Below are 12,490 nucleotides of genomic sequence, written 5' to 3'. Positions count from 1 at the left end.
AGGAGGCCAGTAGATGAATGAAAAAGAATGGGTAAGCCCATCTCAAATCGCCATGCTGCTGCTGGCCTTTACGCTCGGCTCCTCAATTGTTTTTATTCCTGGTCCAGTCATCGCAGCTGCCGGCAACGGGGCCTGGCTGTCAGTAATCATCTCGGGAGCCGCAGGAATTCCCGGGCTTCTTAGCATCATGTACCTGCATCATATTTACCCGAGCAAATCTTCCTTCCAATATCTTGGAGACGTTTTCGGCAAATGGATTGGTACGCTATTCTCCTTGCTGATCCTGTTTGTACTCATTCTGATGATCTCTAATATTACCGTCGGTGTAGGATCCTTCTTCTCCAGCACCATGATGGTGGAGACCCCTACCTATGTATTTAATTTCCTCATTCTAATGGTCTGCGCACTTACAGCTCTTGCCGGAATCGAAGTAACCGCCCGTTTATTTATCCTGTTCCTTATGATGATGCTGGCTACGATTTTCGTTATTTTGTTCCTCGACATGGGGAAATACCATCCGGATAATTTACTGCCGCAGCTCGCTGAGGGCATCTCTCCGATTATGCATGGAGCCATAATTACCCACGGCTTTCCTTATTCCGAGATGTTTGTCTTCTCCGCGCTGCTTTTTTTTATACGCCCCGGCAAAAATGAATCGACCGGCAAGTTTATGTTTCTCGCCTATTTCGCTAATATGTTTATTTTTCTTGGAGTCGTATTATGCGCCAGTATGATCTTTGGAAAAGCGGCGGGAACACGCAACTTCACCTTATATGAAATGGCGCGGGTTATTGAAATCACCGGCGTCTTCGAGAGAATTGAAATGATTGCCGGTATTACGCTGATCGCCGGCTCCTATATCAAAGCGACGATAGCGCTGCTCGCGCTCAGCTCGGGCTTCGCCCATATTTTCAAGCTGAAGGACAGCAGAACGGTCATCCTTCCCGTCTCGCTGATGATGTTTTTCATTTCGATGAGCATGTTCTCGACGGAAATGGAATCCAACACCTTCTGGACGCTGATTTGGCCCGCCATCACGACCAGCGCCGCGATCCCCATTGTGCTGGCAGCGGTTGTCACCCTGATCAAGAACGCATTTAAAGGGAGCTGATTATCGGTTTAAAAAAAAAATTCATCACATCCGTTCAAATGGAGTAGACATTGGCAGACATGACAATAAGATCGCCTGGTTCGGAAGTGGCTTTTTTTGCACTGCTTGCCATTCTTCCGTCAGACGACCTTGTTTTGTCAGTGATTTCAACTAGCCGACAAGCTGGTTATTTTAATTCTTCTACGATATTCGGCGGGGTTTGACCGCTTAACGCCGCGACCAGGTTTTGCGCCGCGAGCATCGCCATATCGAATCTGGTCCTGGCGGTAGCCGAACCGATATGCGGCAGTGTCAGCACCTGAGGCATTTGAAGCAGAGGATTGGAGACCTCGACCGGTTCCTTCGCGTAAACATCGAGACCTGCTCCCTTGATTCGTCCTTCCTGAAGCGCCTCAATGAGCGCTTTCTCGTCAACGGTTCCCCCTCTGGACGCATTGATGAAGATCGCCGAGCGCTTCATGAGCTGAAATTCGTCCCGCCCAATCAAGCCTTCTGTCTGCGGCGTCAACGGTGCCATCAGCACAATAAAATCCGATTCAGCGAGGAGCTGCTCCAGAGACGCATAACCGACCCCAAGCTGTTCTTCCGCTTCCGGCTTCCGGCTGCGGTTATAATAGAGCACATTCATATCAAAGCCGTATCTTGCCCTCCGGGCAATGGTTTCTCCAATTCTTCCCATCCCGATAATCCCCAATGTGGCATGATGCACATCTGTACCGAACCATTTCTCGCCAACCTCCGGCTTCCACTGCCCCTGTTTCACATAAAGGTCCAGCTCCGCCACTCTTCTGGCCGTTCCCAGAATGAGTGCGAACACCAGGTCAGCAACAGTATCGTTCAGGACATCAGGCGTATTGGTGCCGATAATGCCCCGTTCCTTCATCGCTCCGACATCAAAATGATTGTAACCGACACTGATGCTGCTCACTACTTTCAGATGAGGCGCATGTTCAAGCAGTTCGGCATCAATTTTCGTGCCTGCCGTAAGCAGCCCCTTCACATGTCCAACCTTGGACAGCAGCGTTTCACGCGGTATCGGTTCCGAACCGTCCCATTTCTCAATCTCGCAATGCTCGGCTATGTAAGCTTCTACCTCGTCCGGGATGCGCCGGTCGATAAATATGCCAGGTTTCATACCGATTCTCCTCTCAGGATCCTGCCCGCATAACTTGCGGCATGATCCAATTATAAAACCAAACGGCTGATTACAAAAGCCATGTGGGGCAAAATTATACGATCATTGCTTGATTTCGCCGCATCATGTATTTGCTGTAACAGGAAACGGTAAGAAGAAATGGCTGTACTGTCCTTTGGCGGCAAAGTTATTTTCTTCCCTCAAACCTTATAGAATTATAGTTGTGAAATCTATAAGGCCAAAAAAATAGAGCCCTGATTCCGGCAGGCTCTATCTTTATACATTTCTGGTTTCATTGCTGTAACTGCCCTGCCGCTTACCCGAAGCCGGCTTTAAGAATAAATACCTGCTTCCCTGATGCTAAGCTCAAGCGGCGAATATTCGCTGCTTCCGTCCCTCTTCAGCTGCAGGCGTTCCTGCAGCGGCGTCGTCCGGTTGCACATGAACCGCGGGACTCCCGAATGGTTCTGCGATGAAGCATGATACAGAAAAGGATGGCACAAAAAGACATCCCCCGGTGAGCCGGTTGTCTCCAGCACTCTCAGCTGCACACCGTCTTCATCGGTATACCAGCGCTTCATGAAAGTTTCAATCCGGCTGCCGGCGGTATCGCTCTCCCTCTCGTCCCCGGCTTTAAGACCATTATGAAGCGGAAGCGAATCCGGGGCGGATGTACCCGTCAATTCCGCCAGCCACGGATGGCTCCGGTTGGCCAATGCGATCGCATCCTTATGCTCCAGACCGCCGGGATGCCGGGAGAGAAGCTTGGCGACGACTTTATGGGAGCCTTCTGCAATTAATGTGCCTCCCCCGCGGTGGCCAACCTCCGAAAACAGGCATAAGCAGAGCAGCCCCTGATCCGGGCTGTCGACTGCGTGACGGAAGTGGATGCCGTCCCAATGCCAGCCTTTGAGCGGAACATCCCACGGTTTATCGGCATCAAGGGCAAAATTGACCGGCCACCAGCCGTAAGCAGCCTGAAACTCCGTTTCCCTGTATACGCTTCGGTTCACCAGACGCCCTGCTCCTACCAAATCCTCAATCCCGTCGGCCAGCCGAGGCGTATTGCAGCGTTGAAATTCCTCTGTGGCATAGTTCTCGTTGATCCGGATCAGCGGCTGCATCCAGGTTGCGCGATCCTGCTTCCTTACTCCCCGATCCTCCAGCTTGTTCCACAAATAATCCTGCGCGGCAAGCGCCGTTTGTCGCGGGAATGCTTCATCGAGCTTCACCCAGCCAAGTTCAATAAACTGTTCGATCTGGCTTTTGTTCAACACCTTGCCTGTCATAGCGATCCCTCACTTTTCGCGATTGATAATGCCCTGCAAGCAGCCTCCGGCCTTCTTAGTGGTGAACGAGCCGGTTTCCTTTTTTCTCAAATAGCCAAAGAATCGCCGTGACGCCGCGCGGGTAATATTTGCTGCCGATGATTTCCCCGGACAAAATTTGATCGCTCCAGCACCAGTAGGAGAGCTGCGGATGCAGCAGCCAGTTGACATGGGCCGCATCCGCCGCTGCGCCCTGCTCCTCCCATGGCAGATTCATAATTTCTCTGGCGATATACTGGGCCAAATAGATTTTGCTCAGCCATGAATTGTTGCTCGTCGACGAGAGCTTCCACGCCCCGTCCCCGAACAGGCATACGCCCGGCTCAAGAACCGTCTTGAGATGTGTCGCCAGCGCCTCCAGATAACCGCCGAAGCGTCCGCCCGGACTCAGCGCATCCTCGCAGCCGGTAAAGTACGGGAAGATCAGACCTTCGATTGCCGGAATAATCCGGGAATCGTTATTCTCGCCGATGACCGCAGGAATGTATCCGTTCTCTGTCAGCTGTGCCGTTACGGACGCCGCGCAGCGGTCGGCCTGCCGGCCCGCTTCTTCGGAAAGCTCCGCCAGCTTCTCGTCTGCAAACAGCTTCTCCATCGCTACATAGGCAGCCCAGCATTTCCCGGCCAAATAAATATTGTTCCGCGACTGGCCCAAAGAAACGTCCAGGCTGTCGTAGGTGGAAATCTCCGCCCCTCCCTGCGTGCGGGAGCTGTCGAGTCCCATCAGACCATTGCGCTTCTCCGCTTCAGGATGATCCCTGTTCAGCATGCTGTCGAAGCATTGGCGGATTACAGGCAGCATTTCCTCCCTGAACCCGGCATCTCCGGTCTGCTCGATGTACACAAGGGCGCAGAGCAGCCAGTTGACGAGTTCCTCATGGCTCATATACGAGAAGCAGTCGTCAATACCGGCGAGCTCGTAGGCGGAATATTGGGGGCGAGAGAAGACGTTCGCCACACCGATATCGTGGGTAAATGCTATTCCCCCGGGATATTCCCGTTCGTCGCCGGGGAAACGCACCTTGTCCTCGTAGCTGTAGCGCTTCACGAACAGCTCCAGCTCATTGCGGACCGTCCACGGATTCATCTTCAGTTCATAGAACAGCTGATCCGCTGTCAGATCCAGCGTATTCATCATCCTGTACTCGCCTTCATTGACGATCCAGATCGGCTCATCCGCCGCCTCCAGCAGCTGGGTGCTGCCGTAATAGCTGTGAATCGCATGATTCAGCATGAACCGCTGATCCTCGCTCAGAGCTTCCGCCTCGATCCAGCGGTCGGCCGTCTCACAGGACGCGGTCAGTTCGGCAAAGCGGTCCAGAGCAAAGTCCGCCACATCCTCGATGCTCGCAAAATAACGCGAGTAGTAATAAGACGCGTCGATGCCGGAAGTGACCAGCCCTCCGCGGTAGAAGCATATCGCGAACCGGTAGGTCCGCTTCTCGCCGGCCGGCACCTCCATCAGCAGCGCCCCTGTGCCGCCGAGGCCAAAGGCCAGATTATGCGAAAGACTCTCTCCCAGAATTTTTTCCAGCGAGAAGCCGAGCGCCGGCGTCACGCCGTCATCATCGGAAACGATGGCGGTGGAGCGTCCTTGGCCAATCCCGGTGAAGCGGTCCCCGCCCGTATCGCTCAGGCGGCGCATGGCGCTGTACCGGTCGCTTCCTTCATAGCCGAAGAAGCCTCTGCGCGCGGACGTTCCATGCGTATTGTCGAGCGTCAGCTCGGCAAACACGGCGGGCACGATCGCCTCCTTCATTGCGGCTTCATCCGCTTTACCCGGCTCGGGCACGGGACGGACAGGCGAGTAAATGCGGAATGTCAAATCTCCCGCCTGCCAGGTGTCGGTACCGGTCCTGAATTCACGTGTAATCGCTTTCTCGGGAAAGTGAACGATTCCGGTTGTTTTATCCTTTTCTCCCTGCTTCTCAACATCATAGCGGGCGCTCTCGTCCTCTACCGAGCCGAAGAATGGAAGCGCTTCATAATAATCGCCGCCGCTGGCCTGAAAACCGATATACACATTCTCGTCGGCCGGCCTGCCCAGCTCGAGTCCAAGCCCTCCGTTTTTGCCGCGGAACCCCAATGTAAAGCTGGCAAATGCGCCGATTGGTGAATGATGCGCATTAAAAAATTTATTAGACTGTGCCATAAGTCGTATCCCCCTCATCTCCATGGTCGCCATGCTGACGTGGCGAGTCACGTTCATCCTAGCATAATCGAATAGGGGTGACCATTGCCAAATCAATCAACAATTTACCCAAATCGGGCCATTTATGCTATACTGGCACCAACCAAATCCGCAAGCCAAAGGGGAGAATTACGATGGCCGGCTCCTTTCCTCCGCCGACTCTGGGCCATATTATCGAAGAAACGATACTGCCCGACGTGAATACCACCGTGAACCTGTTCGCTATCCACCTGCGCCGCGTCAGCGGGGAGTGGGAATATCCGCTTCACGAGCATACGCAATTCGAGATCAATTATGTATTGGAAGGCCAGCAGCTTATGAACGCGGACGGGAGCAGGCTGCTGCAGGAGGCGGGCGATCTGATCCTGTTCCGGCCCGGATATGCCCATTCCAGCAGAAGCGGCAATGACAAGCCGTTCACTTATTTCTGTCTTCATTTCAATATTGACGACCAGCTGTTCCTGTCCATGCTTAGCAGGATCAGGCAGACGCTCTTCCGGCGCCACAGCATGCTGACGCGTCAAGTGGAGCCTGTCCTGTCCAGGCTGATCGACATCGTCCGTGTGGCCGGGAGCGCAACCATGACCCAGCGGATGCGGCTGCATTCGGCGATCTTCGAATTATTCGGGACACTGTGGGAAGCCGTATCGAATGAAGCCGATCTGCTCTCTTCGTCTGCGTATGAGAAAGCAGAACTGGCTCACCAGATCCGCAATCGATTGCAGGGTCTGATGAGCCAGCATTTCAAACAGGGCGCCGATGCCCAGCGGCATTACGGCATTGACGATATCGCAGCGGAGCTTGGCATCAGCGTCTCCCATTGCAACCGTGTATTCCGGAACGTATACGGCATCTCCCCGCGCGCCTATCTGTCCGGACTCGTTCTGCACGAGGCCAAGCTGCTGCTGTCCAATCCGCTGCTGACCGTACAGCAGATCTCCTCCGTCCTCGGCTACCGGGACATCGCCCACTTCAGCCGCCAATTCAAGCGGTGGTCGGGGGTTTCGCCGAGCGAATACCGGCAGTCGGCTCAAGGCGAACTAATCCATTAGCTGCCCGCCGTTGACCTCGATAATTTCGCCCGTGATGTAATTCGCAAAATCCGAAGCGAGAAATAAAGCTGCGCCTACCGATTCCCGGGGCGTTCCCTCGCGTCCCATCGGAATGGTAGCCAGCGTCTTGCTCCTGATCTCCGGAGGCGTGAAGCGGTCATGGAAGGGCGTTGCAATAACACCCGGAGAAATGGCATTCACGGTAATGCCGTATTCGATCAGATCCTTGGCCAGCCCGCGCGTCAGTGTGCTGACTCCTCCCTTGGAGGCGGCATAGGCAGCCGAGCCGAATCCTCCCCCGTTGCGGGCGGCTATCGATGTAACGTTGATTACTTTGCCCGCGGATGAGTTTCTGAGCAGCGGAAGCGCCGCCTTGGTCACCAGATATACCGACTTCAGATTTACATTCATCACTTCATCCCATAACTCTTCATCCAGATCGACGAGACGGGCCCGTTTAATCAATGCTCCTGCATTGTTCATCAATATATCGATGCGGTCCCAGCTTCCCCTGATCTCCGCTATCATCCGCTCCACCTCAGGACGGCTTCCCACATCGCCGGCGACCAGCATGGCCTTGCGTCCCAACGCGGTAATTTCCGCAGCGACCTCCTCCGCCTGCTGCATATTGCTGTTGCCATGAACAATAACATCGGCTCCATGCCTCGCAAATTCGACAGCCGCGGCTCTGCCGATGCCCGTGCTGCTTCCCGTCACCCAAACGACTTTTCCGGCAAACGTATACATCCATGCACTCTCCTTTTTTAACTTATAGAAGTTATATAATGATTCACATCTATATACTTCTATAAGTTCCTGGCGAAGAAGCCTGCTTGCCGCCATGGGGACGAAAACAGGATTCTTCATGCTGAAAGCGATTGCTTATCATAGAATTACTTCTACTTCGCCTCCTGCTTTCCTGCCTGAGGCCGGCTATTATACAGCGGTTGGCCATATCCGGCGCAGCAAGAATAAAACAAAGAAGAGAGCATGATGCAGTTCGTCCGTACGTTCCTTCTTCAAGGAATCACCTTGCGCCTTCGCAAATCGTCGAAAATATCCATAAACATCGTTTCCGTCTCCACATACTCGTGGAAGCCGAAGCGGCGCGCCTTCGATCCGTCTGCGAACAGATCATAATCCCAGGAAAAGACAAAGTCAGCGAAGCCCCAGGAGGATACATCCTTATAGGCATGCCGTTCAAGGCCATGCCTCCCGATCATCGAATCCCACAAGCCCGCTTTGTCGGCCATGACGACATCAAGCTGCATGGGCAGGGGCGGCGCCGTCTCCAGATCAAAATAGCGGGCGATTTTCGGCCACATTTCGCTCCATCGGAACAAATCGCCGTTGTTGATGTTGAAGGCCTGATTCGCACAGCGTATGTCTGTGGCAGCCCAGACAGTGGCCTTGGCAAGGAGGCCGGCATCGGTCATTTCGAGCAGCTTGTCATAGGCCCCCGGCTTGCCGGGAAAACGCAGCGGCAGTCCCAGTTCCTTGCAGATCGAGGCGTAGACGGCGATCGCTACAGCCAGATTCATCGGGTTGCCAAGAGCGAAGCCTCCGACAACCGAAGGGCGGATAGCCGACCATGTCCAGTTTTTGCCCTTCTGCCGGTTCTCCAGATAGTTCTGCTGATCGACATTGAATTCAGGCGGCATGTGGCCGGCATCCGTCTCGCGGGCCGGCGTCTTGAACGGGCCCAGATGCGCGCCGTACACCTTGTAGCCCTGCATCAGACTTATATGCATCAAGTCGGGAGAAGCCTCTTCGATCGCTTCAACCGCATGGACCAGCATCCTGAGATTCGGTTCCACAAGCTCAGCCCAGCCCGGACGGTCCTGATAAGCCGCATAGAAAATATGCGTAACCTGGCTGAGGCTTCCCAGCTTCTCACGGGTATCCTGCTGATCGAGCAAATCCACCGCCACATGCCTGACACGGCCTGCCGCTTCCCCGCCCCGCCTGGACAACCCGATAATATCCCAGTCTCCCGTTCCCTCAAGATGATTGATAAGATTGCGGCCAATAACACCCTGTGCCCCCACTACAAGAGCTGTATTATTCTTTGCTGCCCGGCCGCCCGGCTCCGATACTGCATATTGAGAACGGTTATCCATAATAATTATCCTCTTTTCTATTTATATAGATTTATAGATATTAGCAGCAGAAAACAAAGCCTGCATCTCCAATCATTATGACTGAAGCAATGATGCAAGCTTTCAGATGACCATTAAATAACGCTTCGGACCAGTCCACCATCCACTCTCAGGGCGGCTCCATTAACGGCAGAGGCTAACGGACTGCAAACGAACACGGTAAAATCTGCGATCTCTTCAGGGCGAATCAGCCTTTGAATAATGGAAGTCGGACGGTTTTCCTTCATAAACTTTCTTTCCGCCTCGGCAACGGATAAATTCCCTTCCGGATACAGCGTCTCCAGCATCTGCTCTACCCCTTCAGTCAGCGTAGAACCCGGCAGGACGGCATTCACAGTCACATTGGTTCCTGTGGCAAGCTCCGCCAGACTGCGCGACACGGCGAGCTGCATCGTTTTGGTTGCACTGTAGTGGGCCATCTCCGGCGCCGGCACAATAGCCGATTCGCTTGCCATGAAGATGATCCTTCCTTCTCCGCGCCCGATCATACCATTCAGATAATGACGGCTCAGCCTGACTCCGCTCATTATATTGACCTCAAAAAATCTGAACCAGTCCTCGTCGCGAATCTCAAAGAAATCAGCAGGCTCGAATATCCCCAAATTATTGACCAGGATGTCAATCTCGGGAAACTGTCCGATAATGTCCTGGCAGCCCTGCTCCGTCCCCAGATCAGCCGCCGCGGGCTTCAGCATGGAACCGGGATATTGCGCTCCGATCTCCTGAATGACAGCATTCACTTTATCCGGATGGCGTCCATTAATTAACACGGTGGCTCCTTCACGGGCCAATGCGGCCGCAATCGCCTTGCCTATTCCGGCGGTTGATCCGGTTACCAGCGCAGTCTTGCCTTTTAATTGCAAATCCATGATTGTTTCCTCCTAATTGTTTAAGTAATTAAAATAGCTCCCTACCAAAGGCGCGCTCTTCCTATATTCTCCTTTAACCCTCAATACATACTTACGAAAATCCAGATATCTAATATTCTAGATATATAAGCTCAAAAAAAATGGGCCGGAAGGCTGGCAGCTAAAGCTCCTTCTCTATATACTCGGCAAATTCGCGAATCGTCTGTTCGTTGCGCCGGTAATACGTCCACTGCCCGACCCGCTCTGACTCCAGCAGACCTGCCTTCTGCATCGTATGCAAATAACTCGAGATGACGGATTGGGCAAGCCCCGCCTTCTCCTGAATATCCTTTACGCACACGCCCGGTTTGGTTTGGGTGTCCGTCTCATAATGCCTGCCGAAATGTTCAGCGGGATTCCTAAGCCATAACAAAATCTGACGTCGGGTTTCATTGGACAGCGCTTTGAAAACAAGTAAATGTTCCATATCCACATTATATCTATATTTATAGATTTGTAAATATCTATTTGCAAAAAAAAGAATGATCCTGGAATGGACCATTCAAGCCTGCAGCGTTTTTTTTGACTCTTGAAGGAAAAGGTGAAACGGCTATCGCCGCGTTAGCTTCCGGGATGGCGTTCAAAGTGCCCCGGGATGAATGGCTTTACGGAGCAGATGCATCGTTCCGTCCCCGTTATCGGTTTCGAAGGCATGAAAACGTTCATACCCTCTGCGTTCATACATGGACAAAAGCCAGGGATGTTTCTCCGCCGTCGCCAAAGTTACCGCAGATGCGCCCAGGCGCTCGCCTATGACCGTTTCCTCCACCCATGTGAGCAGCCTGCCTCCGAAGCCCCGGCCCTGATAAGCCGGATCCACGGCAAACCACTTGATGAAAGGAAGATCGGTTATGGACTTGATTTCGCCGTTTTTGGACAGCGTTACCGTGGCTGTGATCAGACCGTCAATTTCCAGCACATAACATTCATTATGCCTTATATTATCCTCAATCAGGGCAAGATCCGCATTCGCCGCGGGCCAATGAAGCTCAAGCTCCCGAATCGTTGCATAGGCTTCGTAGATAATGTGAAGCAGTCTCGGAGCATCCTGGAGGACGGCCAGACGATATATTTCGCTCATGGTTTCACCTCTGCTGTGTAATGTTAAAATATCCGCATTGTTTTAATCGGGATAGTAAAACAACTTTATCATCATCTCTTCCCCGCGGCTAATCAATTTATTCTATAAGCCTATACAAGCTTGTGCAAATATCAGCGTCTGCAAAGTTCGATTAAACAGTTGGATTATGATAATATTGCTTAATGGGTATTCGGATAATTGCAGCAGCTAAAAATCGTAACTTTATGCCCTGCTCAATCGTCTATTTTATATCGCTGTATTTCCGGGAGGTCAAGGATGGTTTTTTTGCTTAAAAAAATACTAGGCAAGCTGGACGGGATGATTTTGCTCCTTTTGCTTGTCTTTATGACAATCAGTATATTCTGCATATACAGCGCAACATGGAAGGATCCCGCCTTTGCCGGCTCCTATATAAAAATGATTTATTTTTATGTACTGGGCTTCGCCGTCGTTTTTGGCATGCTGTTTTTCAATTATAAAATTTTGTTGAAGCTGTCCCCTATTCTATATTTAATTGGGCTTGGTCTCCTGGTCTTATTGTTTTTTCGGGGACAAACGATTAACAATGCCCAGGGCTGGTTCACCGTCGGCCAGTTCAGCTTTCAGCCTGCCGAGCTTTGCAAGCTGCTTCTGATTCTGTTCCTGGCCTATTTTCTCTCCAAGCGCGAGGTGGAATCGCTCAGTCTGCTCAAGGAAGTTATCCCGATGGGCGTCATCACCTTCGTGCCGTTCCTGCTGGTGCTGATGCAGCCGGATCTGGGCAACTCTATCGGATATGTCATCATCTTCATCGTGGTTTGCTGGATGGGGAATATCCGTTACCGCCATGCCCTGATCGGTCTTGTCGTTGTCGCAGTGGTAAGCGGCGCTTCATTGTACAGCTACATCACATACCATGAACAAGTGAAGACCTTCATGGCTTCCTACGACAAAGAATATTGGCTCGATCGGATCGATGCCGTGCTGCTTCCGGAACAGGCCTCCGAGAAAGCGACCTACCATATGGAACGCGCGGTAATCGCCATCGGCTCGGGGTCGCTCGAAGGGGACGGCTATCTCAAGGGAAGCTCGATTCAAAGCGGCCGCGTCCCGTATACCTATTCCGACTCTATCTTTGTCGTCATCGGGGAAGAATTCGGATTCCTTGGCTGCTCCATACTGCTCATGCTCTATTTCTTCCTGATTTACCGGATGACCATCATCTCTCTAAGCCTTTCAAGCAAAAGGGGCATCTACATTATAGCCGGAATCTCCGCCATGTTCCTGTTTCAAATCTTTGAGAACATCGGAATGCTGATCGGCATCATGCCCATCACCGGGATCACCCTGCCTTTCATCAGCTATGGAGGCACATCCTTATTGATTAACATGATTTCGATCGGACTGGTGCTGAACATCCGGATCTATGACGATGTGGAGACGGAAGCGATGACCGTCGGCCAGCCCTCTGTATCCTGACTGATCCCAAGGCCCCTTCTCAACCCGCACAAGTTTATGAAACGCGCAGCCCACGTGGTTTGCGCGT

11 protein-coding genes are annotated in these 12,490 nt (G+C 52.5%); 3 read left to right on the top strand and 8 right to left on the bottom strand.

All coding sequences use genetic code 11. From position 1 onward, the window contains the following. The first annotated feature begins 13 nt into the window (after nucleotides 1-13). Complete coding sequence (locus AC0YOB_RS01955; protein ID WP_475791309.1) at nucleotides 14-1,111, top strand: GerAB/ArcD/ProY family transporter; 1,098 nt, start codon at nucleotides 14-16, stop codon at nucleotides 1,109-1,111. A 166-nt stretch (nucleotides 1,112-1,277) separates the two neighbouring features. Here the strand turns inward: AC0YOB_RS01955 and AC0YOB_RS01950 are convergent, their stop codons facing one another. The 3 genes from AC0YOB_RS01950 to AC0YOB_RS01940 form a co-directional block, all read right to left on the bottom strand. Further along, on the bottom strand, nucleotides 1,278-2,246 hold the full coding sequence (locus AC0YOB_RS01950; protein ID WP_475791308.1) for a 2-hydroxyacid dehydrogenase: 969 nt from the start codon (nucleotides 2,244-2,246) through the stop codon (nucleotides 1,278-1,280). Between the two features lie 332 nt (nucleotides 2,247-2,578). Further along, nucleotides 2,579-3,535 carry a phytanoyl-CoA dioxygenase family protein gene (locus AC0YOB_RS01945; RefSeq protein ID WP_475791307.1) on the bottom strand — a complete coding sequence of 319 codons (957 nt, stop codon included), beginning with the start codon at nucleotides 3,533-3,535 and terminating at the stop codon, nucleotides 2,579-2,581. 55 nt (nucleotides 3,536-3,590) lie between these two features. After that, the gene (locus AC0YOB_RS01940; RefSeq protein ID WP_475791306.1) at nucleotides 3,591-5,726 is read right to left on the bottom strand and encodes a glycoside hydrolase family 52 protein; all 2,136 of its coding nucleotides are present in this window, start codon (nucleotides 5,724-5,726) and stop codon (nucleotides 3,591-3,593) included. Nucleotides 5,727-5,899: 173 nt separating this feature from the next. On the opposite strand from AC0YOB_RS01940, the gene AC0YOB_RS01935 reads away from it, so the two are divergent. Beyond that, the gene (locus tag AC0YOB_RS01935) at nucleotides 5,900-6,817 is read left to right on the top strand and encodes a helix-turn-helix domain-containing protein (protein ID WP_475791305.1); all 918 of its coding nucleotides are present in this window, start codon (nucleotides 5,900-5,902) and stop codon (nucleotides 6,815-6,817) included. On the opposite strand, the gene AC0YOB_RS01930 is transcribed toward AC0YOB_RS01935, so the two are convergent. The 5 genes from AC0YOB_RS01930 to AC0YOB_RS01910 form a co-directional block, all read right to left on the bottom strand. After that, entirely contained in the window at nucleotides 6,806-7,564 is a 759-nt protein-coding gene (locus tag AC0YOB_RS01930; RefSeq protein ID WP_475791304.1) for an SDR family NAD(P)-dependent oxidoreductase, read from the bottom strand. The two genes, AC0YOB_RS01935 and AC0YOB_RS01930, sit on opposite strands and share 12 nt — an antisense overlap. Before the next feature lie 272 nt (nucleotides 7,565-7,836). After that, nucleotides 7,837-8,937 (bottom strand): SDR family oxidoreductase, encoded by a 1,101-nt coding sequence (locus AC0YOB_RS01925; protein WP_475791303.1) that lies wholly within the window; start codon nucleotides 8,935-8,937, stop codon nucleotides 7,837-7,839. Between the two features lie 113 nt (nucleotides 8,938-9,050). Next, on the bottom strand, nucleotides 9,051-9,845 hold the full coding sequence (locus AC0YOB_RS01920) for an SDR family NAD(P)-dependent oxidoreductase (protein ID WP_475791302.1): 795 nt from the start codon (nucleotides 9,843-9,845) through the stop codon (nucleotides 9,051-9,053). Nucleotides 9,846-10,005: 160 nt separating this feature from the next. Continuing rightward, the gene (locus AC0YOB_RS01915) at nucleotides 10,006-10,311 is read right to left on the bottom strand and encodes an ArsR/SmtB family transcription factor (RefSeq protein WP_210039336.1); all 306 of its coding nucleotides are present in this window, start codon (nucleotides 10,309-10,311) and stop codon (nucleotides 10,006-10,008) included. Nucleotides 10,312-10,464: 153 nt separating this feature from the next. Beyond that, entirely contained in the window at nucleotides 10,465-10,965 is a 501-nt protein-coding gene (locus AC0YOB_RS01910; RefSeq protein ID WP_475765847.1) for a GNAT family N-acetyltransferase, read from the bottom strand. A 276-nt stretch (nucleotides 10,966-11,241) separates the two neighbouring features. On the opposite strand from AC0YOB_RS01910, the gene AC0YOB_RS01905 reads away from it, so the two are divergent. Further along, a complete protein-coding gene (locus AC0YOB_RS01905) occupies nucleotides 11,242-12,423 on the top strand; it encodes an FtsW/RodA/SpoVE family cell cycle protein (protein ID WP_379113127.1) in 1,182 nt (393 codons plus the stop codon). The last annotated feature ends 67 nt before the right edge of the window (nucleotides 12,424-12,490 follow it).

The organism is Paenibacillus sp. JT31N17, from assembly GCF_056269255.1.
This window is presented reverse-complemented; position numbering and strand designations above follow the sequence as displayed.